The 26,177-nt window shown below is 68.3% G+C and carries 16 protein-coding genes and 1 pseudogene; 5 read left to right on the forward strand and 12 right to left on the reverse strand.

What is annotated here, in order from left to right; all coding sequences use genetic code 11:
• Positions 1–693: 693 nt before the first annotated feature.
• The 3 genes from JE024_RS35730 to JE024_RS35740 all read left to right on the forward strand — a co-directional run bounded on the left by JE024_RS35730 (position 694) and on the right by JE024_RS35740 (position 11,820).
• The gene (locus tag JE024_RS35730) at positions 694–8,337 is read left to right on the forward strand and encodes a DNA primase (RefSeq protein ID WP_205378001.1); all 7,644 of its coding nucleotides are present in this window, start codon (positions 694–696) and stop codon (positions 8,335–8,337) included.
• 48 nt (positions 8,338–8,385) lie between these two features.
• Positions 8,386–10,599, forward strand: a complete 2,214-nt coding sequence (locus JE024_RS35735) for a hypothetical protein (protein ID WP_205378002.1) — start codon at positions 8,386–8,388, stop codon at positions 10,597–10,599.
• A gap of 669 nt (positions 10,600–11,268) precedes the next feature.
• The gene (locus JE024_RS35740; protein ID WP_244883427.1) at positions 11,269–11,820 is read left to right on the forward strand and encodes a TIGR03086 family metal-binding protein; all 552 of its coding nucleotides are present in this window, start codon (positions 11,269–11,271) and stop codon (positions 11,818–11,820) included.
• 162 nt (positions 11,821–11,982) lie between these two features.
• On the opposite strand, the gene JE024_RS35745 is transcribed toward JE024_RS35740, so the two are convergent.
• The gene (locus JE024_RS35745) at positions 11,983–12,447 is read right to left on the reverse strand and encodes a LysR substrate-binding domain-containing protein (protein WP_205378003.1); all 465 of its coding nucleotides are present in this window, start codon (positions 12,445–12,447) and stop codon (positions 11,983–11,985) included.
• On the reverse strand, positions 12,335–12,880 hold the full coding sequence (locus JE024_RS42425) for a LysR family transcriptional regulator (RefSeq protein ID WP_205378004.1): 546 nt from the start codon (positions 12,878–12,880) through the stop codon (positions 12,335–12,337). The genes JE024_RS35745 and JE024_RS42425 overlap by 113 nt, the downstream gene beginning before the upstream one ends.
• Positions 12,881–13,010: 130 nt before the next feature.
• Here JE024_RS42425 and JE024_RS35755 point away from each other — a divergent pair, with 130 nt between their 5' ends.
• The gene (locus JE024_RS35755) at positions 13,011–14,192 is read left to right on the forward strand and encodes a CaiB/BaiF CoA transferase family protein (protein ID WP_205378005.1); all 1,182 of its coding nucleotides are present in this window, start codon (positions 13,011–13,013) and stop codon (positions 14,190–14,192) included.
• Between the two features lie 14 nt (positions 14,193–14,206).
• Positions 14,207–15,490 (forward strand): SLC13 family permease, encoded by a 1,284-nt coding sequence (locus tag JE024_RS35760; RefSeq protein ID WP_205378006.1) that lies wholly within the window; start codon positions 14,207–14,209, stop codon positions 15,488–15,490.
• A gap of 345 nt (positions 15,491–15,835) precedes the next feature.
• On the opposite strand, the gene JE024_RS35765 is transcribed toward JE024_RS35760, so the two are convergent.
• From JE024_RS35765 to JE024_RS35810, 10 genes and pseudogenes are all read right to left on the reverse strand, one after another.
• Entirely contained in the window at positions 15,836–16,855 is a 1,020-nt protein-coding gene (locus tag JE024_RS35765) for a glycoside hydrolase family 19 protein (protein WP_205378547.1), read from the reverse strand.
• A gap of 427 nt (positions 16,856–17,282) precedes the next feature.
• Positions 17,283–17,444: pseudogene (locus JE024_RS42430) on the reverse strand (transposase); the annotation flags it as partial.
• 102 nt (positions 17,445–17,546) lie between these two features.
• Complete coding sequence (locus JE024_RS35775) at positions 17,547–18,131, reverse strand: hypothetical protein (protein ID WP_205378007.1); 585 nt, start codon at positions 18,129–18,131, stop codon at positions 17,547–17,549.
• 170 nt (positions 18,132–18,301) lie between these two features.
• The gene (locus tag JE024_RS35780; RefSeq protein ID WP_205378008.1) at positions 18,302–20,164 is read right to left on the reverse strand and encodes a type IV secretory system conjugative DNA transfer family protein; all 1,863 of its coding nucleotides are present in this window, start codon (positions 20,162–20,164) and stop codon (positions 18,302–18,304) included.
• Positions 20,165–20,252: 88 nt separating this feature from the next.
• A complete protein-coding gene (locus JE024_RS35785) occupies positions 20,253–21,611 on the reverse strand; it encodes a putative type IV secretion/conjugal transfer ATPase (protein ID WP_205378009.1) in 1,359 nt (452 codons plus the stop codon).
• Between the two features lie 3 nt (positions 21,612–21,614).
• Positions 21,615–23,105 (reverse strand): SCO6880 family protein, encoded by a 1,491-nt coding sequence (locus JE024_RS35790; protein WP_205378010.1) that lies wholly within the window; start codon positions 23,103–23,105, stop codon positions 21,615–21,617.
• Positions 23,106–23,147: 42 nt separating this feature from the next.
• Complete coding sequence (locus JE024_RS35795) at positions 23,148–24,416, reverse strand: hypothetical protein (RefSeq protein ID WP_244883431.1); 1,269 nt, start codon at positions 24,414–24,416, stop codon at positions 23,148–23,150.
• 3 nt (positions 24,417–24,419) lie between these two features.
• Positions 24,420–24,788 (reverse strand): hypothetical protein, encoded by a 369-nt coding sequence (locus JE024_RS35800; RefSeq protein WP_205378011.1) that lies wholly within the window; start codon positions 24,786–24,788, stop codon positions 24,420–24,422.
• A 19-nt stretch (positions 24,789–24,807) separates the two neighbouring features.
• Positions 24,808–25,602, reverse strand: a complete 795-nt coding sequence (locus JE024_RS35805; RefSeq protein ID WP_205378012.1) for a DUF8175 domain-containg protein — start codon at positions 25,600–25,602, stop codon at positions 24,808–24,810.
• A complete protein-coding gene (locus tag JE024_RS35810) occupies positions 25,602–25,913 on the reverse strand; it encodes a DUF8827 family protein (protein ID WP_244883433.1) in 312 nt (103 codons plus the stop codon). The genes JE024_RS35805 and JE024_RS35810 overlap by 1 nt, the downstream gene beginning before the upstream one ends.
• Between the last annotated feature and the right edge of the window lie 264 nt (positions 25,914–26,177).

The following is a 26,177-nucleotide window of genomic DNA, read 5'->3' on the forward strand; positions in this document are numbered from 1 at the left end:
TGGGAGGCCGTGGACGTCACTTCCGCCCTCCACTCGGCCCATGCCACGTTCACCCCGAATGAAGCGCCGTCCGCATCACCGGAGGAAACGATCGGCGGCTGGGTGGCTGACGGCCTGCCGTCGGCCCTCGGCCCGGTCGACACGCCCCGGACGCCGGGCACCGTCCTGGAGAGCGGAGGCGCGGAGTCGGAGGCCGCCCCTGCAGATGCCGCAGGCCGCAGCGGGCGCGAGGCAGGCAGCGAGACGCAGCCGGCGCAGTGGGCCTCTGCATGGAACGCAGAGGAAGCTCCTCCGGCCCTCGCCGAGGCAACTCTTCCGTGGACCGGATTCGACCGACTCCCCTCGGGACTGCCGGGGTCTGCCGCTCAGACGGGCAGCCTCCCGTCGGTGCGGACTGCGGACGGCTTCCGCGAGGTCCCAGCAGCAGAAGGTGCTCAGGAGCTGCAGCTGGTTCAGGCATGGGAGGAGGAGGCCCCAGCAGCATTCGAGTCGATTCCCGCTGCGTGGAGGGCAGCAGCCGGTCTCCCGTCTGGCCTTGGCTTGCCCGGGAAGGCCAAGCCACAGCGACCGCAAGTGGCTGCGCGCGTTCTCGCCGGCCCGGAAGGACATCCGGCAGATGACGCTGCCGCACCTCAGGAGGTGCAAGCGACCGCTACTCGTTCCTGGCGGCCGGGGGAGGCGCGCCGTGCCCCGATGAATGGCCGACCGGATGGCACGGACGGCGATGCTCGCGGGGATCCGGCACCGGCTGCACAGAATGCTGATGAATCCAAAGCGGAGCACCAGGCGCGAGACCGCCGCGACAAGTCTCCGAGCGCCGCGGCCTTCACCGATCCTGGCGCAGTCGAGGTGTGGGACAGCGAAGGCGGCGGCAGCAAAGAACTTTGGGAGGCCGTCCGCGTTGCCGGCGACATGACGGCTCTTCGGGCTGACATCGACGTCCGCGTCGAGACCGAGCTCCGGGCCGAGACCGGGATGGACGCCGACAACCGCGAGAGGCTGGAGCTCGTCAGGGTCCACGCGAGCATGGTCGTGCCACCGCTCGGGTGGTCTCGCCAGCTTGCCGACGTCATGCGCATAGCAGTCGACGGCCGGCTCATCGTGGACGGCGACGGAGTCTTCCGGCAGCGCCCAACAGGGGGCGGGGCCGGCAGACGAGTAAGCAATGCGCGAGTGCAGCTCCTCAAGGAGGCTTCCTTCCTGACGCTGCCCGGGGGTGAGTCCTCTGAGGGCGAGGTTCGTCCCACGGTTCAGGGCGATCAGGCCCTGTTCCTTGCGGACCTGTACCCCGACGGCCTCCACGCGGATGACACCGCGGCCTACGAGGCGCGGTTGAAGGCGTCACGGCGGCCTTGGCGTAGCAGCGACGAGAACAAAGGCGTGGCACGAAGGCTGCCCCCTCTGGAGCGGTGGGCGATGAGGTGGCCCGAGGATCGGCGACCGCAACGCCTGTCCGAGTCCGAGCACGCCGACGCAGTCTTCGCGCTCGCCGTCGTTGCCTACAGAGACCTTGATGCGGTGGTGACGCGTCTGTGGAAGCCCGGCATCAAACCGAGGGACCTGGCCGGGATCGGCAACCGACTGACCGCAGCCGAGCAGAAGGTGGGCCAGGACCGTGGTGGAGCCGCCACGGACCTCAGGGCCGCCCGCGCGCTCGCGGAACGGTACGCCGCCTCGATCGAGGGTGACCCTCGGGCAGAGGAGGCGAACACGTGGATCCGTCGCCTCTCCGAGCGAATCGACCAGTACGTCGCGCACTGGCCCGGCGCAGATGTGCCGCCCCGCACAGAGGAGACAGCAGCGCTCACCTCTCCCCGGGAAGACGGTCAACGCGCTCTCCTCTCGGAGAGCGCCGAGCCGACCCGAGATGGGAGGCCGGAAGTGCCCGCTGCCGATTCGCAGTCGGCGACGAGCGCACCGGCACCCGCTGCTCCCGAGCAGCCCAGCGAAGCTCCCCGTCCTCCCGCAGCGCCCTCAACTGCGAAGACGATGCCGGTGACACTTCCTGGGACGCATCCGTCTGTTGCGCCCGACCCGCTCGGCGGCTCCTCCGATGTGACCCTCACACAGGATCCCGTCCCAGCCGGCCGCTTCCACCAGTTCTCCTACACATGGACGGCCACGGTCGCCGGAGGCCACGAGGGCACGTACTCCGTTACCGGGGACTGCCAGGGCAAAGTCAGAAACGGCATCCCGGACCACACGACCTACCGCGTCCACTACGCCCATGGGTTCGCCGACGGCCAGGACGAGGAGGGACAGGTCTGGGCACTGGGATTGGCCACCACACTGAAAGGGGCGGCCGAGTACATCTCCGCGCACTGGACACGGGCGCAGACGGGCAACCACCGCGCCGAGGCACAACAGGACTACTACGCCTCCGGCCTTTGGCTTCTGCCCGCTGTGGGAAAAGACGAGTACCTCGTGTACCGGCCGGACGGGTCCTGGGAGCTCACGAGTGGTGAAGGCGACGTCTATGAGGTCCGCTACGAGGCAGCGACTCGTGCGGGCAGTCTCGAGGTACGCCACGAGGGACAGCTGGTGGGAGTCACCACCGAGCGATACGAGAGAAAGTGGCCGCAGATGCTGGCTCTCGTGCGCGACCACTCCGCCCATCAGGCGGCGAAGCCGACCGCTGCCGTCTCTTCCCCCGAAGTCCTGGCGGATGATCCCGAACGGGACGTCAGCCCTGACACGGATGCCGACAGGGCAGTCACCGTCGGGCACCTCAGCTCGGCGGAGACTGCAACGCCGGACGTAGCCGCACCCAGTGGGAAGGACCCTGAAGCACTCTTCGACCTGGTGGAGCCTGATGGAGAGCGAGTCGGAGAAGGAACCTACACCGCGCCGCAGAACGGGCCCGAGGGCCCTGTTGAGACTCCGATGGCGCAGCCGGCCGCGCCAGCCGCTCGTGACGACCTGGGGACCGCCTCCCCGGGAGGAGATGCCGTCGAAGAGAGCGCTCGGTTCGACGGCACCAGTCTCCCTCCTGCCGTAACCACGCCTGGTTCTCGCCGGCAGGCTCAAGCCCCATCCCGATCAGGATTCGAAGCCCAAGACGACGTGGGAGTGCAGCGCGATGAGGCGCGCCCTGAAGCGCCCGGTGGTCCTGAGCCCGTGAGGGACGACACCTCGCGGGAGGCGGCAGCGCCGACAGGTGATGAGGATCGGCAGAGCCCCATCGGGGAACCTGCAGCAGCGGCCAAGCCCTCACCGCCCCATGCCGTCCAGACGGACAGCGTCGAGGGCTCAGCAGCAGAGCTGACGGCACCGGAGGCGGCTGAGCAGGCGGACGCCGGCCCTCTCGACGCGGATGCGGTAGTGCGGTCTCTTGGCGAAGTCGGGGCGTACGCCAACCAGGCGGTCTACGAGGGAGCGTACGAGGCACTCCTTGCCTCCCTTGACGAGCACAGGGACTGGCTCACCGAGGAAGCCGCAGCAGCAGCGGCGGCAGACGCACTGCTCACCACCAGGGGAGTGGCACTCCCTGCGCTGACTGCGCTCTTGGCTCTCGATGTCGCAGCCCGCTCCGCAGAGGGGCGTGGAGAGGCGCACGCTGCCTTGGCCGAGCAACTTCGGCACCACATCCGGTGCACTCAGCTGACCATGTCCAAGATCGTCGTGGGTCAGGCGACCCGGACCACGGACCTCGCTCGCCTTCGAGAGCTGCACGTCGTCGCCTTCGAAGGTCAGTTCATCGGCTTCAGGCAGGCCACTGCCGCCGGGGAGATGGAGGTTGGGCAGTACCTCGAACACCGCGCCGACCAGATCAAGGAGCAGTCCACGGGACCCGCGGACACAGGGGAGGTGGGAGCAGAGACGGTGGAGGAGGACGTGACTGTGGATGAAGGCGACGAGGTGGGTCTGCCAGCGCTCGAGCTTCCCGCCGGAGCAGGTGTGTTCTTCAGCCACGCCGAAGCAGCACCGCACCTGCATGCGCGCGCGGTGGAGCTGGTCCGCTCCCCGCCTGGAACGAGCGGCGAGCTCGCCTACCTCGACGGCCGACCCGTCTACGTGATGGTCACCGAACCAGCTGACGCAACGCTCCCCGGACTGAGGGCTCTGCTGCTCGGCCAAAGCACGGGCGCTGACGCACGTACCGTGCACATCTCGGCCGAGGAGCTCGCGGCGTTGGAGCCCGCCCGGTTCATGGCCGCGATGACCGTGTGGATGGCCGCTGACGACGATGGCGCCAGGCCGCTGCTCGACTACGAGCAGGGCATGGGAGGCGTTCAGGAGGCGCCTGGGCCGGTGGCTGCAGAAACCCCGGCGCCTCTGTCCAGCGTCCCCCCGGATCCCATGTCGCCGGCCGCCGACGCTGTTCAGCCGGAGTCTGCCCAGACGCCGGTCGAGCTGATGCCCGCCGCCGGGTCCCTGCCACTGTCCGGGAAAGGCACAGCGCCGATGACCACGTCTGAGCCTGACCCTGATCCGTCGCGTCGGCCACAGTCGATGGCCCGCGTAGCTGGCGGTCCGACGACAGTCACGCGTTCGGTCGCTCGCTCTGCCGAGGGTGACGAGCACCAGCTCATCACCGCCCCACGGGCTCCGGTCGCTGTCCCACGGCCTCCTGCGGTTGCCGCCCCGGCGGCTGTTCCGGTGCGGCAGGAGGAGCTCGGAGCCGCCGACCGGCTTGCCGGCCTCGCCCGCCAGGCGCTCGCGTCCCTGGGCTCCAGCCGGGAAGTCACCGCAACGATGGCGGCGCCCGACCATGTGCTCGTCACCGTGGAGGCAACCGGTGATTCCGGCCGAGACCACTACCTGTCGGCGGGCTTGGAGCAGGCCCTGCACGCCGCGATAACGCGCCAGCCCGACCGAAGCCTGGACCGGCTTCGTGTCGAGGTGCAGCATGCGCACACGGGCCAGACCCTCCTGCCCGCGAATGGCTCCGCCACCAGCGCCGTCGACGCGGCTGTACCGCGCGCACGGCTGATCGCCGTCACCGCGGAAGCCGCACGGATCTTCGCCGCCCGCCTGCGGACGGACCCGAACGCCGAGCTCGCCCGGACCTACCTGCATGAAGGCGACGTGGCCGCTGGAATTCAGGGACGGCAGCTCCCTCCTGAGATTCAGGCAACGTGGGGTGTCGGGTATGCGCCGTCGGACCGGAACGCCGGCCGGTGGGACGTATTGGCACGGGAGCTGTTGCGCGCCGGATTCTCCGAGGACGACATCGTAGAGTCCGGGCTGGCCAAACGCTCAAGCAAAGAGACCCTCTACGACGCGTTCGCCGACCGGATCATGTTTCCCATCCATAACCAGGTTGGGGAGATCGTCGGGTTCGGCGGCCGCCGTATCGACCGGCCCGGCGAGACCGAAAGCCAGTCCAGGGACCGAGGCGGCCCGAAGTACCTCAACACCCGGGAGACCGCGATCTTCCACAAGGGCGAGCTCGTGTTCGGCCTCTACCACCCGGCCCAAGCGGAGGCACTTCAGGCGAGCATCGGACCGCGGGTCGGCGTGGAGGGCTACCTGGACGTCATCGCGACGGCGCGAGCGGCCGAAACCCGCCCGCTGGAGCAGCGGCCTGTCGCCGGCGCACCCATGGGTACCGCCCTGACCGAGGCCCAGCTGAGCGCTCTGCGCGGAATCCAGGACGGGACGCCGCACACTCACCTGCTGTTCAGCGACAACGACGCCTCCGGCCAGCGCGTCCTCCTCAACAACTGGGACCTCCTGCTGACGACGCCGGGAACGACCGAGGTTACTCGGGCCGCGGACGCGAAGGACGCCGCCGATCTGTGGGAAGCGGGTGTCATGGCTGGCACCGGCGGGGCCGAGCCGGTCCTCCGCGCTCTGGAACAGCGGCAGCCTCTCCTCGATGCGGCTGTCGAAGCCCAGCTGATGGACTTCGCCGACGCCACGGAACGCGCCCATCACACGTTCGCGGCAGGCGCCTTCAACGCCCGCAGTCGTGCGGCAGCCGCCTTGGCGGCCCACCTCATCCACGCCGATGCGCAGCACCGCGCGCCTCGAGATGACCACGAACTCCAGCGGGCAGCTCTCACCTGGGCGAAACGGCTTCATCAGTCTTGGCAACTGCCCGGTCACCTGATTGCCACCGCCGTCCTGCTCGGCCCCGGCACCCACGACGACGACCACCACAACGCCGTCTACGAGCAGGCACTCGACCTGCTGGCCGCCGACCCCGACGCCTACTTCGCGGACGACCAGTACGTCCTGTCGCGCAGCTCCGCCATCCTCTCCGCCCTACACCAGCCGACCACACCGACGGCCCGCGGCTCGGCCTCGACCGCCGGAGCAACCGGGACCGGCCAGTGGCCTGCCGGCACCAACAGGCCCGCCGCCGCCGTACCCGCTTCCGCCACGCGGACTGTTGGGCCCGCAGCATTCACCATGAGCCTCCAGGGCCCCGAACCCTCCGCCACCCTGACCGAGACCACCGACCGCACCGCCGCCGCCTACAGCCTCCACGTAGCCGTCTACGACCGCCTCGGCCACCACGCGACCGAGGACGAGAGCCCGGGACACCTCGCCAAGCCGCTGCCTCTCGGCAGCCTGCACGGGGTTCCCCTGGCCACGTCAGGCGCCGACCAGCGGACCGAAGACCCCAGCATCGTGGTGTGGCTCGGCAGCGACTCCGTGCGCCTGTCCTACGGCCGCTTCACGGCCATGACCCCGACGGAATTCCTTGCCGCTGTCGAATGGCGCGCCGCAGTCGCCGCCGGTGGCATCGGCGCGCCGCTGAGCCGCACCTGGCGCGAAGCCGTGCGCACGATCCTGCCCCGCTCCCTCCCGCACACCCCGAACGCCGCCGGTTTCGCCGCCCTCCTCGACACCATCGCCGCATCAGCCGAAGGCCGCACCCGCGAGACGCGGCGCCGCGCCCGACAGGCCGTAGACGTCTACACCGCCGGGTATCCGGACTTGGCCTTGGACCACCTGGCGACCGGCGGTCACACCTGGGCGCTGGGCAACGACGGCAGGTGGGCGCAGATACCCGTCGTAGCCCAGCCCAGCTGGGATGACGTCAGCGAGGGCCTTGCCCAGGAAGCGGACGTCTTGAGGCAGCTCCGTCAGGAAGCGGCCGACCTCCCCTTCAGCGAACCGACGGCGGCGGAACCGCCGGTCGCAGCCGACCTCACCCTCGCCCACCACAGCGCACACGAAGCCATGGCGGTCCTGCGTCCCTTCTCCATCGGCCTGCCCGGAACGGTCTATGAACGGATCACCGACCTCGTCGCTCAGATGGACTCCTGCGTGCCGGCGGCCCGCAGGCTGCGCGGATCCGATGGCGCGCGGCTCATGGGGCGGGTCAAGACCAGCCTGGTGCGTGCCCTGGAAGGACTCGCGACCGTGGCGGACAAGATCCGCTTGAGCGGGCTGGCAGACCGGCTGGAACGCGCCGTAGTTCGCCTGCGAGGACAGAACGGCCAGCCCCAGGCGGAGAGAGCCGTCCGCGCCGACCGCCGCTTGCAGGACCTCAGCCACACCGAGCGCGACCTGGAACGCCGCATGGCCACACCCGGGACCACGATGCACGCCATCGGCGAACTGCAGGAGCAGTGGATCATCAACCGGGCCCGATGGCGCGCACGGTACGAACAGATTACCGGCCAGGCACCCTCGACGAACTTCCTGCCCGACAACGGACTGATCGCCGGTGCGCCACCCATCCCCAACCCCGTTACCGGTCACGACCTGCTGATCACCCGCCTCCGCAACCGAGTAGCCGAGGAACGCGACGTCGACCCCCACACCGGGGAGATGAGCGACCCCTGGAACCCCACCGCAGACCTGCTCACCGGAGTGGCCTGGGCTTACCAGCAACGTTTGATCGGCGGCGTCCCCGCCGGCCCCGACCCGGAAGGCCCCGCACCCCCTGAGCAGCTTCGCCAGGCGGCGCTGGTCGTCACGGCCCGCCGGGAGGCTTCCCCGCTGACGCTGCGGCGTGCCATGGGCGTCTCGGCAGAGCGGGCCGATCGCCTCCTCGACCGGCTGGAGGCACAGCAGGTCCTCGGCCCCTACAGGCCGGACGCAACGCGAACCGTCCTGGCCGACAGCGGCGACATCGACGCCCTTCTGACCCGACCGCACCGCCCTGTCGCATCCCGTCCGTCTGCGGCAGTGCCGCTGCCGAGCACACCCCCCATGGAGGCACAGGAAGCCAGCACGACAGACCTCAACGACCGCAGGGCAGACATCGACGGGGTCGTCACCAAGTTTCTTGCCGAGCAAGCTGCGCGAACCGCGGGCCAGCCGGACGACCTGACCGACCAGGCTGCCCCGGCGAGCCGGCCCCGTGCGCGCCACGAGGCCCAGGCCAACGCGCTCAGCACCAGGCAGACGACCCAGCTCAGCCCGAGCCAGCTCTGACGCGGAGACCCGATGACAACTCCAGCCTTCTCCCAGACCACTCCAGACATGCTCCGACTCACCATCCCTCAGGGAGCCACCGCGGCGGAGACAGAAGCGGAATTCGAGCGACACGCCCGCCTGCACAACCTCGGGATTGGCCTGCGCCGCGCCAGCGCCCTCGAGGAGCCACCCCCTGTCGGCCCCCGGGACCTTGCCGGTCTCGCGACCGCCATGGCCGGCGCGAACGCGGCCCAGGCCTACTTCTTCCACCAGCCCGGCTGGAGCACCATCAACGAGATCCACCAGCGTGCGTCCGAAGCCCTGCACGAACTCAACGCACGGGCGGAGCGCACCCCGCAAGCAGCCGTGCAGGCCGCTCGCATCACCTCACTCGCCGCCAGCCTGATCGCCCGGCACGCAGCCCAGATCGGCAGCTACCTCGACACCTGGAACCAGTCCACGACCCCCGGTGCCACGGCCATGCGCAACCTGACCCGAGCGGCGGAAGAACACGCGGCCCAGGCATCCGGTATCGACGACAGCCAGAAGCACGACACCCCCCGCCTGCTGCTCGCCCACGCCTACCAACTCAACCGAGAGGTCCAACGAGCCGAGGCCGCACGGCCGGAACCACCGACCGACCCCCAACTCGACGACCCCGACGACCCTGCCATGGACAGTGCCCTCAGCCTCGGCGCCCTGTACGACCGCGGCCTCGCCGAGGCCGCCGAGCTCGGTGCCGCCCTGAGTGACATCAGCGCCCGTGCGCGACGTGTCGGGCAACGGGCAGTCCTCGACATTCGCCTCCACGGCATGATCGAGTCCTTGCAGATCCGCGGCTACGAGATGATCTCAGGGATCGCCCGCAGGCTGATGAAGCGCTACGACCATCTCGGATGGCAGAGCGCCGGCCGCCGCATCATCGCCGCGACCATATTCCACTACGCCGAGCAGCGCCTCGAACGTATCCGCGGCGCCATCGAGCCTGATGAGTACCGGGAGTTCGGGCACTACGAAGTCGACCCACCCGACCGCTACCTGGACGCACTCCTCGACGAGAACCGAACTGTCATCGACGAGCTCAAAGCCCAGTACCTCCGCTCTGAAGACCGCAGCGACCTGCAGATGCGGTTCCTTCTCGTCCAGAGGGAACTGGCGGCCGACATGGGCAGGTTCGAATGGGGCACACAGCCGGTCTTCCCACCCAGTCCCTACGTTGCCGGACTGCGAGCGGATGACCCCGTGGCAGCCCGCCTCGAGCTCATTGAGGCTCTACGGCGTCGTGTCGAACGCGATCCCTATCACCGCGACGCGAGCTTCTTCAACCAGGTCAAGGACAGCCTTGCCAAGGAGATAGCCGGCCCGGACACGCTCACCCCCGAGGCAACGCAGACCGCCGTTACGTCCTCCCAGCTTCGGATGGCTGCACTACACCTGGTGGCAGGGGAGACCGTTGTGTCCCCCCTCGCGCTGAGCAGCGCTCCGGAGCTCAACCTCACCCACGCCGAGGCCGAGCGAATTCTCCACGAGCTGCAGAACCTCGACGTCGTAGGTCCCCCCAACGGGCTCGAGCCCCGCCAACTGCTCGCGACCACCCCGGCCCAGTTGCCAGCAGCCCTGACAGGGCCCGAGCCCAGCCCGGTCGTCCCCCCGCAGGCGCCCGCACAGTCGCCAGCGACCGAGCCACCTCCATCAGCCACGCCCCAGGACGACGAAGTCATCCAGGTTGCTGACGACCAGCTGAAGAGAGCAGCCGTCTCCGCTGCTGCCAATCGTTTCGCTTCTGCTCAGCTCTTTGTGAACACCCTGGGCGTGACACCTGACGAGGGACAGGCGCTGATGGATGCCCTGCAGGAACGCAAGCTTCTCGTCCAGGGCGCCGATGGAGCTTGGGAGCCCACCTTCACGCAGGAAGGAGTCGATGCCGTTCTCGCGAGCATCTCCCAGGCTGCCAAGCCACGGCGCACTGACGGCGAGCAGCAGGCGCCGACGGCGTTGCCCCGTCGAGACCGGAGCGTAGAGCGGCCGCACTCCGGCAACCTCGCGACCCCTCGCGACCCCATTGCTCGGCCCCCGGCGGGGGAAGACCTGACACGGCTCCTGGAAGGCAGCCAGGAGCAGATTCTCCAGGCGAGCCGAGCCCTCACAGACGGGATGCAGTCTCGAGCTGCTGCTCACAGCCCGCCGAAGTCCGTCGCCAGCAAGACCCCTTTGGCGGTCGACGAAGCCCAGCAGAATGCGCGGCAGACCCGGCGGGCAATCAGCGCCGGCTTCCGCTGACGCCGAGGTCGCAACTACTCAAGAGGAGAAGTCATGGAGAGCCAAGAGCACACCGACCGATTGCGGGAACTTCGAGAGCAGGAGGAGGAACGCCGCAGGCAGAGGACCGCTTTGGTGCATCGTGCATCCCAGTCGCGGCAGTCCCAGGACGAGGCTCACGCCGCAACCCCGTCTCACTGCCGTGATCAACACTACGCAGAGCTGCACAGGTATTCGCACCGCGGGATCCGGTAGACAGCCGGCAGCACGCAGCGGCCTAGAAATCCCGAGTGCGCTGCATGTGATTGCCCGCACGACTGATGTTGCTGGAGGCGGCTGGGGGCCCGTCAGGTGTGCCCGTGCACCGCATCGAAGGCCCCACCGGCGAAGAGCGTGGCTCGTCGCCCGGTGCGAAGAAGTCGCTCAGCCCTCGCGGATCGAACCCAGCGGGTTCGCGGATTCTCAGAGGTAGCTTGTGGGGAACCTGCTGCTATGGAGGGGTTGCTCAGGGATAGGGCACGCGGGTTCGTGAGATCAGTGCCCTGTTTGCGGTTCGCTCATCTCTGCACCTTTTGTGGAAGGCTGGACGCCGGTGGAGGCATAAGCGCCATCGGCTGGTGACGCGTGAATCAGGCCGTGCCTCCGGGTGGATGGCCGTGTCGCTGGGCTGGTCAGCAGAGGAGGGGCGCCGTGGCGTCTTCAGTGCCGGAGCTTTACGGGCGGATCGCTGACCGTTTTAGCGAATTGATCCGCAATTGCCCACCGGATAGGTGGGAGGATCCGTCGCCGTGTCCCGGATGGACGGCCTGGGACGTCGCGGCCCACGTGGTCTCCAATCACAGGCGGGCCATCGCCGGGCTGGACAGATCGGGCTATTCCGCGCCTGCCCGGAGCGAGGACCTGCCTCAGGCATGGGATGCGGCCTCTGAGGAGGTCAAAGCCGCCCTGCGTGATCCGGTGAAGGCTCATGTCCTTCTGGAAGAGGAGTTCGGTTCCATCACGTTCGAGGAATTCGTGAGGCGGATGGCCTGCGCCGATACCTTGATCCACGGATGGGACCTGGCGCGGGCGACCGGCCAGAACGAGGTCCTGGATCCCGGAGCCGTGGCCGTGGCGACTGAGATTCTGCAGCCGGAAGTTGGGGACATCCGGATGCCGAAGGCATTCGGCGCCAAGGTCTCTCCGGCTGCCGATGCGGACGCCCAGACCAGGCTGCTCAATTTCCTGGGCCGACAGGTGTAGCCGGGCCGGCGGTTCCCGGGATGGCGGTGCTTCCCTCACGCCTGCGCCGGGTCGATGGTGAAGAGCTCGGGGTGGGCGGTGCGGCCGTAGAGGCTCGCGGTGTAGGAGGTGATCCCGAACAAGCACATCAGCCGTCAGGCGTACGGACGACGGGCGCTCCTTTCAGGCCGGGCGGGTCTGCGCCGAGAGTTCCTCCGCTCGGACGGTGATGAGCCGCCGTACGACGATGGCGGACCGGGACGGCTGACTGTCCGCGCGCTGAACCAGGCTGATCTCGACCGGCTGGGCGTCCGCCAGCGGCAGCCACGTCAGTCCGGCCTCGGGCCTGCGGGTGTCGAAGCGGGCGAGCAGCCCGACTCCGGCCCCCTGCGCGACCATGGTCTGCACCGTCCGAGCCGACATCGCCTCGACCGTCACCAGGCCGTCCGGCAGGTGGCGGCTGAGCCGCTGGTGCAGGACGGTGCCCGGCCTCATGGTGACGATCGGCCAGTCACGCAGATCGCTCCAGGTGACCTTAGGGCGCCGGGTGAGCGGGTGGTCCGGCGGAGTGTGGACGCCGAGCGGTGCCGTCATCAGTGGGCGGCGGACGAGTCCGCCCGGTGGTGGTTCGTCGGGCGTGGTGACCACACCGAGGTCCAATGTCCCCGCTGAGCACCGAGCGTTCGATGTCGCCCGACGGGCCCTCCCTCACGGAGAACCGCAGTCCCGGATGCTCCGCGAGCAACCGCCCCACGACCGGGGCGACGACGGTCTCGACGGTCACCGATCCACCGCCGATGGACACCCGGCCCTGGTACGTCCCGTTGGTGGCCAGTGCGGCTTCACGCACGGCGTCCTCGGCGGCGACAAGTCGAGTGAACGGGGCGATCAGGGCTTCTCCGGCAGGTGTCGCACGTACGCCTCCCGGGCTGCGGGTCAGCAGGACGACATCCAACTCTACTTCCAGCACCGTGAGTTGTTGTCCGATGGTGGGCTGGCTCACGCCGCAGTCTGCCGCTGCGGACCGCAGGGATCCGGTGCGCAGTGCGGCGAGGAAGTACCGGGCACGTTCCACTCGCATCGGGCCAGGTTAGAGCCTCTGTCTATCACCGGAGCCAGAGGCTCGCGTCTTCCCGTAGCGGGAGGGCCCGCGACATCGTGACGCGGGTCACGTGCAGACGTGATGCCGATCGCCCGTGAAAGGATTTTCCATGCCCGGACCTCTCGATGGCGTGCGTGTCCTGGACATCTCGACCGTCCTCGCCGGACCTCTCGCTTCCTCTCTCCTCGCCGAGTTCGGTGCCGAGGTCATCAAGATCGAACAGCCCGGGACCGGGGATCCGGCCCGCAGCTACCCGCCGCTGGAGGACGGCGTGTCAGCCGGCTGGGCGGTGGTCGGGCGCAACAAGTCGAGCGTCACGGTCGACCTGCACCACCCCGAGGCGTCGGCCCTGGTGGGGCGGCTCGCCTCGACGGCCGACGTGGTGGTCACCAACTTCCGGCCGGCCACCCTGCGCCGGTTCTCCATCGACTTCGAGGACCTCGTCGCGCACCGGCCCGACCTGGTCATGGTGCACGTGAGCGCGTACGGGCGTACCGGCCCGTACGCCGAGCGCCCGGGATTCGCCCGCGTCGCCGAGGCCTTCGCGGGGCTGACCCATCGCACGGGCTTCCCGGACGGTCCTCCGGTGTTCGCCGGCTATCCGGTCGCGGACGGGGTCACCGGCATCTACGCGGCCTTCGCGGCGATGCTCGCGCTCCGCCAGCGCGATCTGACCGGCGAACCCCAGCTGGCCGACATCGGCCTGTACGAGCCGCTGCTGCGGATGATGGAGGACTTCATCGTCGACTACGGCGCGACCGGAAAGGCCCGCGAGCGCCAGGGCAACGAGAATCCGCACATCAGCCCGAACAACCTCTACCGCACCCGCGACGGCCGCTGGCTGGCGCTGCCGGCGTCGACCGAGCAGATGTGGCGGCGGCTCGTCGTCGCGATGGACGCGCCGGACCTCGCGGCGTACGACACGATGACGTCCCGGATCGCCCACCGTACGGAGATCGAGGGCCGGGTCGCCGCGTTCGTAGCCGACCACGACCTCGCACCGCTGACCGAGCTGCTGGAAGAGGCAGGGGTGGCCTGCGGGCCGGTGAACTCTGCCGCCGACATCTGCGCCGACCCTCACGTGAAAGCGCGCGGATCGGTGGTGGAGGTGACCGACGAGCACGACGGGCGCACCCGCCTGGTGCAGGGCTCCGCCGGACGGTTCTCGGGCTTCGACCAGACGCTCGGCAGCAGCGCACCGCGTCTGGGCGAGCACACCCACGCAGTGCTCGCCGAGCTCGGTCTGTCCCCGTCCGCCATCGACGACCTCGCCGGCCGCGGCGTCATCTGAGTCAGGAGCCACCGATGTCCATGGCCGACGTCTCCATCATCGTTCTCGTCGCTCTCTTCGCGGCGACCGCCGTTCCGAGGTTCAACATCGGCCTCACGGCGCTGCCGGCCGCCTTCTTCGTAGGGCTCGCCGCGGACCGCACCGCTGACGAGGTGACGGCCTTCTTCCCCGGCGACTTCTTCGTCCTGCTCGTCGGGATCACGGCACTTTTCGCGGTCGCGCAGATCAACGGAACGCTCGACTGGCTGCTCGATGGGATGCTCCGCCTGGTGGGCGGCCGGGCGTTGCTGGTCGCCCTGGTCCCGTTCCTGATCGGTGCTGTTCTGACCGCGATCGGTACCCTGCCTGCCGCGGCCACCGCCATCGTCGCTCCCATCGCGCTGGGGCTCGCCAAGCGGTACGGGATACCTCCGTTCATCGCGGCCGTGCTGGGCATCACCGGCATCATCAGCGGGCTGCTCTCGCCCCTCGCTGTCTACGGCACGAGCGCCAACCGTCTGGGCGAGAAGATGGGGCTCAGCCTGCCCGGCTCCGCCCCGGTCACCTTCTTCCTCGGCGGGCTGCTGGTGGGCCTCGTCATCTGCGCCGGATGCCTCGTGGCGGGACTGCGCACTGGGGCGATGCCACGCGGCCGACTGACGCCGACCGGGAGCGGTCCCGCCCTCATCGACGCCCCGACAGATCCGGCGGACAGCCGGGCGACCGGATACAGATCACCGGTTCCTACCCGCGTCCTCACCCTCGGATCCCTGCTCGTAGTCGTGGTGCTGTCAGTCGGTTTCGACATCAACATCGGCTACCTGGGACTCTCCGCGGCGGTCGTCCAGCAATTGGTGCTCCGGCTGGATCCGAACGAGATCATCTCGCGCATCCCGTGGAACATTGTTCTGCTCATCGGCGGGCTCCTCACCTACGTCGGGTTGATGCAGGAGCTGGGCGCCTTCACCCGGATCAGTGAGCTGCTGCGGATCGACGGCTCACCGATGCTGAGCCTGCTGGTGCTCTGCTACATCGCCGGAGTGACATCCTTCGCCGCGAGTTCCATCGCCGTCTTCGCGACGACTGTTCCGCTGATCCCTGCGGTGGTCGCCGATGCTTCACCAGTCGGTGCGGTCCTCGCGGTCGCGCTCGCCTCTATCCTGGTCGACATCAATCCACTGGGCATCACCGGTGGGCTGATTCTCGGCGCCGCCGAGCCCGAGGACCGTGAGCCGCTCTTCCGGCAGCTCCTGAGGTGCGGACTCGTGTCGGTGGTCGTCGGTCCAGCACTGGCCTGCTTCGCCTTCGGGTGGTGGTGACCGACACCGAAGGACGAGTCCGCGGATCCGCTCCCCGGCGCTGGTCGTCCGGTACGGCTGCGACAACTAGGTCACCGCGACTCCTACGACTGTGCCCCTCTTTTGCGCGGGTGCCCCTCTGCGCGAGCAGAGGTGAAGCGAAGGGTTCGCCGACGCTCTTGTGGCGATGCTCTCCACGCATGCCGGGGATTCCGTGATGATGGACCTTCTGCTGGCCGGACTGCTTCTGCAACCGGTGCCCCGAATCAAGTCGACGCCCTCGCGCCGGGGATGAGTGCGCAAGGGCGGTCCGCGCGCGATTTCGTGGGCGCGCGCGGACCGGGTGAGCGCAGGGAGGACAGCTGATCAGCAGGTGAGATTGGCGCCGGTGGGAACGCCGAGGATCTGGGTGAACTGCTGGTACTTGGAGACGCGACTCTGTACCTGGGCCGGGTTGCGGCCGTTGCACTCCAGGGAGCCGTTGATCGCCCAAATGGTCTGGCCGAAGCCGGCGCCGTTGACCATGGCGTTGTGGGCGGTCATCGTGCCGGGCCCGTTCTGGGTGTTCCAGTACCAGAGACCGGTCATCATGGCGACGGCCGGGTCCTGCTCGACGCGCCAAGGGTTGTTGAGGAGGTCGATGCCGAGGGCGTCGCCGGCGGCCTTGTAGTTGAAGTTCCAGGAGAGCTGGATCGGCCCGCGGCCGTAGTAGGCGGCCTGGCCGGCCGGGCAGCCGTAGGGCTGGGCTGTGTCGCAGTAGTGCGGGTAGTTGGCGGTGTTCTGCTCCACGATGTGGACCAGCCCGCCCGTCTCGTGGGAGATGTTGGCGAGGAAGGCTGCGGCTTCCTGCTTCTTCACGGTGTCACTGCCGGTGCCCGCGAAGGCCGGGTACTTCTTGGTGGCAGCGACCAGACCGGCGTAGGTGTAGAAGGAGTTCCGGTTCGGGAACATCTGGTTGAACTGCGCCTCGGAGACCACGAAGCCCGAGGGGTCGGGGTTCCCGCCGCCGCCACCGGTGCAGGTGTAGGGGGCCCAGTACCAGGTGCTGATCACCGGGTCGTAGCCCGGGTTGTCGTGGGAGGCCTTGTAGTAGTTGCCATTGGTGTACTTCACGATGTCACCGGCGGTGTAGGCGCGGCCGGCGACCCAGGCGGGGTGGTCGCAGCCGGTGGTTCCGCCGTCGCCGCCGCCGGAGCCGCCGGTGCACGAGCCCTGGTCCGCCCACACCCCGGACCCGGTAGTCGACGGCGTCTCGCCCTGCGTCCACCACTTGGCCTGCCAGTTTCGACCGCCGTGCGAAGCCGTCATACCTCCCGTGTAGACGGCCGTCGAGCTCCAGCCCGCCGCGCAGGTGGCAGCCGACGCGGTGCCCGTCATAGGACCCATCACAGCGAGTCCCACAGCGACGGCCAGCGCCGCGAGGAACGCCGATACTCGTTGTCTGGACAAGTGATCACTCCTTCGAGAGAGGGTGGTCGATTCGCCCAGACTCAAATCCAATGGTCTGGACCTGTCAAGGTCTAGACCAACGCCTGTTACATTTCCATCCGTCTGGTAGCCGGGGAGCAACTCCGGCCCGGACGAGCCGCCCGCACGGACCGTCACCTCAGACACCTGCACCCAGGCTCCGCCTGCGCCCCCGTGACAATCTGATCGCCGTTCGCGCCAGTGGCGGTCTCCCCGGCCACCGCCCAAGGGACGAGCGCGACTCCGCGGCGGGGCCGCGATGGTATGCCTTGGCCGCCGTGCAGTTGCCCGGCTCCGATGGCTCCCACAGCTACCTGACTCGCCGCATGTCACCTCGCCGCCATCTTTAATTGGTCAGCCCGGGGTGTTCCCAATGAAAGGGCCTTGAGGCCGTTTCGATGCGACCTGCGGTGCCGGTGTACTGCCGCTGGACGCCTGCTGACGCCCGGCCCTGTTTCAGGAAGCCGGTCTCGTCCACGATCAGCACACCAACGTCGGTGCCGGTGCGATCGACAGCGTGAGTGCCGATATCGTCGCGGAGTCACGCTGGCACCACCCACCAACCCAACCGGCAGACGCCTGAAACGCACCTGCATTGCCGGTATTGACTCTAGGCGGCCTTCGGTACCGGAGCTGATCTGCCGCCGGGGGCACCTGCTTGCAGTACCTTCTGGCGGTACGCAGGATCCGTCCCCCACATGGTGCGGGACTTCTGCTGGTGGTACCCGTTGGTGCACTCGCCGAGCCACATGCGGCCGATCCGCTCCACCGCCCGAGACCAGGCGTCGTGCCACAGGTACGGTCCAGCCGCCGCGTCCTCCTCGTTGCCGTACGAGGACTCCCACCCCGTCCACAGTGCGGTCAGCTCGGCGACCACGGAACCGTGCTCCCACCAGCAGGAGTGAGGCAGCTGCTCCGTGGTGAGCTCGTAGGTGTCGGCCATCTGGATCACCCAGGAGGTGAACTCCGCCCACAGGGCGGCCCGAACCTCCTCGTCTTCGATGCGGTGCCACACCACCGGGGCGCCGGCGACCCGGTGGCCCTCAACTGCACCTGCAGCGTCACCGCCGTCTTTCCTGGACCCGCCAGGGATCGATCCCGAGTTCTCGAGGCGGGCGAGCCGAGCGGCGAAGGCGGTGAGTTCGTTGTTGATGGACTCCAGCGCCTCGAACAGCGGAGCGAGCGGATCAGGCATCGGTCACCTTCTTGCGTGAGTGCCGCGCACGGGCAACGCGCAGTGTGGGCGACAGCCGGTGCGGTCGCCTGTGGGCAGAATGTGTGGACCACGCCAGATCCCTTGGAGGCTGCCAGTGGCTCGCTGACTCGGCGCGGCCGCGCCGCGCGTTGTAGGGCGTGCTGGCGGGTTCAGCTCGCATGGTTGTTCACCTTCTTCAGTGCTGCCTTTGTTGCCTCGGCGATCTCCTTGGCACGCGGGCCTTCGTGGATGCGCTCGAAGCGCACTCGCGTTACGGGGGTACGCCGGTGCACGACCAGTCCTTCGCGCTCCTTGATCTGGCGGATGTCGCCGGGCTCCAGGACCGCCCTGCGTCGTGTGGAGATGCTTACGGAGGTGCTGTCGCCGCTGTCCGACACCGACTCTGTGTCCTCTTCGAACTCGCCGGCCAACGCGCTGTAGGTCTTGAGCTCCTGTTCATCGGAGACGCCACCCAAGATCACCTTGATGGTGGCGGCCGCGAACATTTTGCGTACGCCCAGGTCGCCCCATCGCTCGTGCGCCTGGGCCAAGTTCTGCAGTACGGCCACCATGAAGATGTTCTGCGACCCGGATACGGACATCAGTGACGGGATCTGGGGGAGCGGCGCGACGTTGGCGAGTTCGTCGCCGAGCACGCCCAGCGGGGGATCGAGCCGGCCGTTCGGCATCCGTGCGGCAATCACTTTGGCGGTGTCCAGGATGGCTCTGGAGAAGGCGGCCAGGATCGGTGCCAGCGAGCTGCCTTCGTCTTCCTCACCGATGAGGAACACGGTTCCGCCTTCGGTGAGCCATGTCGCGATGCTGAAGTTCTTCTCGTCGCGGGCCGAGTTGCCGAAGATGGCCGCGACTTTGGTGTCGTACAGCGCCAGGATGCTCTGCTCTGCGGTGCGCCAGCTTGCCGAGCGCTCTTCCGGCGCGGCCGCGTGCTGGGCTGCCAGGGCGCGGGCGAGGTTCTCCTGGCCGTGGGAGGCCAGGATGTCGACCGGCTGCCGCTCTGTGGGGGCGGTGGCCCACCGGAGGATGTCCATGGCACTGAGGCCTTCGACAGCGGCCGCGTGAAGCCAGCAGGTCATCAGCAGCTGGGCGTTCATCACGAAGTAACCGCCGTTTTTCGTTCCCTCGTCGCTCTTCGCGGTGCCGGTGAGGGTCTCGGCCCTTCTCCGGGCCACGGTGAAGTCCTCGCAGCCGTCGACAAGGCTCCACTGGAGCTGAAGGGGCCAGTTCGAGAGGCCTGTGGGGTCCAGGACCATGACGGGGCCGTGCTTCTCACGGGACTTTGCCGTCGCGTAGAGGACGTCCGTCTTGGAGGACGTGGCCAGGACGGAGCCGGGGAAGTCGAGAATCCACGGCATGATCAGCTGCGAGGTCTTGCCCTCTCGTGGCGGTGCAACGATGAGGACGGTTTCCTCGAAGGGGATGTACAGCCCCACGCCTGTCGGGATCGCAGTCCCGCAGAAGACGGCGACCTCACTCACGGGCACGTCCGTGACCTGGGGCTTGAGGGTGCCGCCCTTCCGGGGGAGCAGGCTTCGTGCACCGGGTGCCTTATGCGGCAGCGGGCGCGTTGCGGTGAGGCTGGGGCGGAGGGCTCCCAGCCGTGAGAGGGCCTTGCTCTCGCCCATCGCTTCTTCCAGCTGCGCACGGGTGGCCAGACCGTCGGTGCCTTCGACGCGCATGCTGCTCCACCGGCGCCATCCGGCCCGGGCGCCCCAGCTGGTGAGGAAGGCGATGACGAGGAAGGGCGGATAGAAGGCGAACGGTCCGCCGACACCTGCCTCGGTCGGAAAAGCGTCCTGAGGCCGGTGCGGGGCCGTGAGCAGGTGCGGGATCGCGGCGGCCGTCTCGTTCCAGGAGATGAGGGCCACGGAGCTGTGGGCGAGGAACCCGGAAAGGAGCGCCGCGATCCATGCCCAGACGGTGAGCGCGACCGCGGCTATGCACAGTGCGATCCACCAGGCGTCTTTGTAGAGGTGGAGGCGGCTGCCTGAGTGTGGTGTGACGACCTTGGCCATTACCGGACACCTCCTGGGGCGCTTCGCCAGGCCGGCCGAGGGGGCGCTTCCCGTCGCGGGAGGGTCGGGCGCGGGTGGAGTGTTGGCATCAGGTGGCGCCCTTTCGCATGGTCATGAGCGGCGCATCGGGTGTCTGGGTGTTCGCGGCGACCTCGGTCATCTTGCGGTTGGTGTTGGTCAGCGCGTTCTCTGTGTGGCTGCGGATGTGCTCGACGAGGTGCATGCGGTTGCCGACCTGCCAGACGGCGCGGCCGGGGGAGCACCGGCTGGCGCCGTCCATGAGTGCCTCGCGGGCCCAGTCGGGCAGCTGGAGGTAGTCGGCTGTCACGTCGGCCTCGGCCTTGTCCATGTGGTAGAGCACGCGGGTGGCGGTGAGTTTCAGGATGGCTGCGGCCTCTGGGGCCTCATCGACCATCAGGTCGCCGAGGTGGTGCAGGATGGCCCAGAAGGACAGCCCCAGCCGGCGCCCGTAGCGGACGAACTCTTCGAAGAGCCGGGCCACGGGGCGGTGGCTGAGGATGTGCCATGCCTCTTCGACGATCAGGGTGCGCTTGGTGCTGTCGCCGGTCTGGATCCAGGCGTAGCGCAGCCAGGGGCCGATGACGCTCATCAGCAGGGGCATGGCCTCGCCCTCGCGGGGGAGGCGGGTGAGGTCGAAGACGATCAGTCGTGCGTCCAGGTCGATGCCCGGGGTGGTGGGGCCGTTGAACAGGCCCGCCAGGTCGCGGGTCTGGCTGCAGAGCTGGTCCATGGCGAGGCTGGCCGGCTGCCCCCAGGCCACCATCTGCTCCGCGCCGACCTGGCGCTTGCCGAGCATCGCGGGTTCCGGGTTCGTCAGGTCGTCGTGGATGTCCGACAGTACCGCCACCCGGTTCTCGCGTCCGGCACGGCCCTGGGCCGAGGTGTGGGCGTTGGAGAGCGCGAACTCGCTCTCGGAGGTGAGGGGGCCTGCGATGATTTCCACCATCGAGCAGAGGATCTTGAACTGGTACTGGGAGGGGATCCGCGGGTCCAGGGGGTTGAGGCGGACGCCCTCTCCTTCCTCGCCCCCGTAGATCAGGCGGACCGGCGTGACGCCGAGGGCGCGCGCGATGGAATCCCATTCGCCGACGCCGTCCTCGCCCTGGGCGTCCAGGATGCAAAAGGACCGGTCCCGGAAGCGGAGCTGCCGCAGCACGTAGCACTTTTCGAGGCTGGATTTGCCGAAGCCGGACTTGCCCAGCACCAGCACGTGACCGCTGGGCAGGCGCTCGCGGGCGCTGGGGTCGTAGAGGACGAACGGGTCGTAGATGTATGCCTTCCCGGAGTAGATCTCTCTTCCGATGATGACGCCGCGTGGGTCGGAGGACGGTGCGCCGACGGCCGGATACAGGCCGGACGCGGTGGCCGTCGTTGTGCGCAGAGCGCGGCGCCGGGTCTGGCTCTGGGAGCGGATGAGTTCGAGCACGGGTCAGTCCTTCAGCAGTCCGGTGACCAGCGGCAGGGTGTTGGCGAACGCACGGTGCTGCTCCGCGTCGCACCACTCCAGTGCCAGTTGGGACTTCACTGCGGCGGCTCGCACGGTGTTGCGGTGCTGGACCAGCAGCTCTGGGTCCGGAGCTGTGACGGTGACCCATCCGGTCAGCCGGATGCCGGCCGCGCCGTTGGCCAGGTCGTGCATGGTCGCCGACGAGGCGCCGAGTTCGCGTTCCTCGCGGGGGTCGGTGATCTTCCCTGGCGTCGTGTCGGCCTGGCCCGCCTCGTTCGTGACGTCGGCCATGGCGTCCTCAAGGGCTTTGTCTGCCGGTACCAGTCGCATGGTGATTCCCACGGTGCAGATCACGTCCGAGACGTAGAGCAGCAGGGGGGCGAGGAAGTTCACGCCGACGGGCAGCACGGGGAACTGTTTGACCCAGGCGGTGCTGGTGTACCAGGGGTCGGCGCCTTCCCAGCTGCGGGCTGCCATCCGCGAGGGGTCGCGGGCGTCCATCTCGGCGGGCCAGCAGGTGGAGCGGTCCATGCCGCGGGTGTCGTTGATCCAGTGGTCGGGCGCGTAGCTGTGGTGGATGAGGGAGGCCAGTGCCGGCTCGTCCATGTTCCGCACCCAGCGGAGTTGGGCGCCTGACAGGCCGCGGATGAAGTTGTCGACTTCCTTGCCCAGTACTTCGCCGTAGCCGTCGTGCAGGGTGCGGTACTGCAGTGCCTCAGCTGCCAGTTCCTGGGTGTAGGGGATCCCGAGGGCGAGGTAGAGCCTGCGGTCTGCGGCGTAGACCGCGACCGTGTCCAGGAGCTGGTGGTAGGAGTCGTTCAGCCATGCCGGGGCGGAGGGATCTTGTCGCGCGGCCGCGTCGTGTGCGTGCGCGTTGGGGTCGGTGGGCAGCAGTCGCGCCAGCCACTGCACGTACTGGATACGACCGCCGGCCTCCGCGGTCTCCTTCAGGAGGTACTCGTAGGCCCCGATCAGCGCTTCCTTGTCCGCGCCGTCCAGCCCGCCGAAGTTCTTGGCGGCTTCGACCTCGATGCACGCCACGAACATCGCCTCGGTGGGCTGGAGCAGTACGGCGATGTCCCCGTAGGACGTCTTCGCCGTGATCCATTCAAGAGCCTCGGGGACTCCGACGGGCTGAGCGATGGGTTCAGGCGTCCCGTCCCGGCGCCGCCCGGCCAGCGGGGCGGTCGACCGGTACAGGAGCTTGCCGTTGCGCAACAGCCGCCGGTAGGAGCGCCGGATTTCGAACCACCGTAGGAACGTACGTCCCTTGTAGGGCATCACCGTCGCCCAGAGGCAGCTTCCGCCGGCTCCCAGCGTTCCGATGATCTTCAGCGGGATGCCGGGCAGCGCGGCCAGAAGCCCGACCGACAGGGCGATCCCACCGAGAAGAACCAGCTGCTCGTCCATTTCGAAGCGGCGCCCCAGCAGACCGCGTGGACGCGGTCGAGGGAACGAGAAGAGGCGGTCCATCGCGACTCCTTCCGTGAAGCGTTGTGGGCGTGGGAGTGCCGGCTACGCCGACGGCGGGGGAGGGGGCGGGGCAGGAGACGGCGGCGTGGGCGGTGTCTGCCCGCCTTCCGGCGACGGTGGAGGCGGTGCCGGGGGCCGGCCTCCGCCAGCGCGCGGAGGCGGGGGAGCGAAGGGACGGGCAGGGCCGAAAGGCGCTGCCTCCCGGCCCTGCCGCCGTCCGGTGCCGCCCACCGGGCCGCCGCTGCGGCTGCTGGTGCCGCGGCGACTTTTCTGGCCGCTGCCCGAACCCTGCTTGGGGGAGTTGCTCTGGCCGTCTTCGAGGGGCGGGCTGCCACCGCTTGACTGCCCTCCGTCGCCGGCCGCGTTGTTGGCGCCGTCCATCGCGGCCTGCTTTGTTTGATCGCGCACGTCGTCTGCGGCCTGCTGGAGAGCAACCGCGGCCGTTGCCGGTCCTGTTGCGGCACTTCCGGCCATGCTGGCGCCCTGCTTCTGGGCTGCCTGCTGCGCCATGTCGTTCTGCTTCTGTTTCCCTTTGGCCTGGGCGGCCCGGCCACGTTGACCGGCTTCTTGCCTGGTCTGGTGCATCGACTGCAGTTCATCGCCCACGAACGGGATCCACTTCGCGATCTGGAAGGGCATGAAGAGGGCGATGAACAGCAGAGCGAGGAAGGTGAGGCTGGTGCCGATGGCCTGCGGGATCGTCATCCTGTCCGTGCTGTCGGCGATGCCGTCGAGCAGGGCTCCGGCCAGTGCGAGGGCGAGGTAGATGCCCAGCTTGCTGGCGATGATCCCGCCCAGGATGCCGATGTACTTCTTCGTGTGGCCCCACAGGTCTTTGTCGACGAGTCCTGAGAAAACGATCGGGCCGAAAATGAGGCCCATCAGGATCAGCGCATTCCGCACCACGAGCATGATCCACAGGCCGAACACGGCTACAAGGATCGCCAGCGCGATAGGAATGGCGATGACGACGCCAGCGACCGGCATCAACACCGAAAGCGCGGCGAGGGCGGTGAAGACGGCCGCCCCACCGACGAACACTTCCGCGACGTAGTCGCCGAGGATCTCTTCGGCTGCGCTGTCGACGAAATCGACTGTGAGAGCCACCACCAGGGGCGAGAAACTTGCCACCACGACGGACATCAGCAGATAGCCGACGTTCTCCATGATGGCCTGGCCGACCGGTATTCCGCGCACGGCCCGCTTCACGACCGATATGAGCCACATCACCGCGGTGAACGCCGCAGAGAGCGCAAATACGAGGCCGTAGAGGCGCAGGAAACCTGGGTTTCCCCAGTCGATTTCCATCATCAGCTAGCCCCCCGTGCCCTTCTCGCTCGGCTTGTCCTTACCGTCCTCGGGCTTGTCGTCAGCCGGACCGGAAGACTCCTTGCCGGTGAGTTCTTCGCCGAACGCGTCGAACATTCCCTTCGTCCCGTTGCGGAGCTTCCCCTCGATGTAGCCGAAGGGGTCGCTGGCGAAGTCGACAACGGAACTCACGCCATCGACCACGCCCTTGGCTCCGCTGTTCTCGTAGAGCCATTTCGCGCCGGCCTCCGCCTTGTCGCACATGTACGTGCCGCCCGGCGCGTTGCAGAGGCTCGAAAAGGCCTGGGCCTGCGGAGCGGCGGGGCCGACGACCACAACGGAGGCGGCAAGCAGAGCGGGGACCAGTGCCCGCACAGCCCGGCGGCGGAGTGTGTCAGCCTGCGTAGCGCGGAGCATCGAACTCCCTGTTCGCTTGTTGCATGTCGACCGTCGCCGATGGCGCCGAATCCCCGGTCACGAGGGGAGTCGGGCCGTCAGCATGGCTGATCGTGGCGATCTTCCAGTCCCCGTTCTGCCACTGCAGGATCAGGGTGTAGGTGGTCCAGGCTGCCGCGACGGGCATGGCCGACTTCTCGCTCGGCACGCCGACGACCTCAGTCATCCAGACCTTGACGGTCGCCGTCTCCGACGAGAAGCCGCTCACGCTGGTGCCGAGTGGGGCCGCGCGCATGACCATCTCGGGTGCCGTCTGCGCTGTCACTCCGAGCGCGGCCATCAGACCCTGGGCGGTCTGATCGTCCGTCTGCTGCTGCACCGGCAGCGCGGCCGAGGTCATCACTGTCTTGAGCACCTGGTGACGCAGCGCCTTGTTCGTGAAGTAGCCCGGGCTCGACCGCGCGGTCTGGTAGTTGACCGCGGCCGCGGCCGCACCCTCCTGGGTCTGCGGATAGCCGACCGGCACTCCGTTCTGTACGGACGTGGCCTTGACGCCAGGGCCTGTACCGCCCGCCTGGTTGGTCGCCATCGAGTTCGGGGTCGGTGCGTCGACGGACTCCTTGTCCTTCCTCCCGCCGGTCAGCATCAAGAGCAGGCCGATGAAGAGAACGACGGCGAAGCCGATCCCGCCGATCGTCGCCCTTCGCCAGGGGGAGCGGCCGTCCGCTCCCGGAACCTGGGTGGGCTGCGGGGTGAGACTGCGCGTGCCCGCCTTCCTCGGAGTCCCGTTCATCAGATTCCAAACCCGTAGACGATGGTGAAGAGCGTCGCCATGGAGGCGACGGTGAAGAGGCCGAGGAGGGAGCTGGCCACCATGGTCTGCCCCTTCTTGGTCTCCATGCTGTTGTGCTGCTGATTCCCGACGCGAATATGCACGGCGCCGACGACCGCGCTTCCCAGAAGGAAGAGAATGGCGCCCGCCATAATCGCGGCGACGATGATCCGGGCCTTGGTCCCAAGAGCTCCGAAAACACCCCAGTCGGGATTGATTCCCCCTACGAGGCTGCCGATATCGGCCGCCAGTACCTGCTGTGTCGTGTGCACGAATCCTCCCAGGCTGCGAAGCCAGCCCGAGTCCGCTGTGCGGACCTGGACATCCCGTCATCGACAGCGAGGAATCAAGAGAGACCAAGCGAGAGTTGAGAGGGCTTCTATAAATTGAGAAGCTGTCAGCCTGCCTCTCTGGCGTATGCGTTGACGCATTCGCCGCCCAGTGTCATACAATTCCGAGTGAGTTGTCGATTCCCTGCTGTCTTTACTCGGCGCAGACGCTAGCCGTGCTCCACCGGCTACGCAGACGCGCATTCG

It is taken from the genome of Streptomyces zhihengii, assembly GCF_016919245.1.
GTDB lineage: Bacteria > Actinomycetota > Actinomycetes > Streptomycetales > Streptomycetaceae > Streptomyces > Streptomyces zhihengii.

Coding starts and splice junctions, on each gene's coding strand:
- JE024_RS35765 (WP_205378547.1), bottom strand. CDS start 16,855: ATGGGTCCTATGACGGGCACCGCGTCGGCTGCCACCTGCGCGGCGGGC.
- JE024_RS35755 (WP_205378005.1), top strand. CDS start 13,011: ATGCCCGGACCTCTCGATGGCGTGCGTGTCCTGGACATCTCGACCGTC.
- JE024_RS35790 (WP_205378010.1), bottom strand. CDS start 23,105: ATGGACCGCCTCTTCTCGTTCCCTCGACCGCGTCCACGCGGTCTGCTG.
- JE024_RS35795 (WP_244883431.1), bottom strand. CDS start 24,416: ATGATGGAAATCGACTGGGGAAACCCAGGTTTCCTGCGCCTCTACGGC.
- JE024_RS35735 (WP_205378002.1), top strand. CDS start 8,386: ATGCTCCGACTCACCATCCCTCAGGGAGCCACCGCGGCGGAGACAGAA.
- JE024_RS35775 (WP_205378007.1), bottom strand. CDS start 18,131: ATGCCTGATCCGCTCGCTCCGCTGTTCGAGGCGCTGGAGTCCATCAAC.
- JE024_RS35730 (WP_205378001.1), top strand. CDS start 694: ATGAATGGCCGACCGGATGGCACGGACGGCGATGCTCGCGGGGATCCG.
- JE024_RS42425 (WP_205378004.1), bottom strand. CDS start 12,880: ATGCGAGTGGAACGTGCCCGGTACTTCCTCGCCGCACTGCGCACCGGA.
- JE024_RS35805 (WP_205378012.1), bottom strand. CDS start 25,602: ATGAACGGGACTCCGAGGAAGGCGGGCACGCGCAGTCTCACCCCGCAG.
- JE024_RS35760 (WP_205378006.1), top strand. CDS start 14,207: ATGTCCATGGCCGACGTCTCCATCATCGTTCTCGTCGCTCTCTTCGCG.
- JE024_RS35780 (WP_205378008.1), bottom strand. CDS start 20,164: ATGGCCAAGGTCGTCACACCACACTCAGGCAGCCGCCTCCACCTCTAC.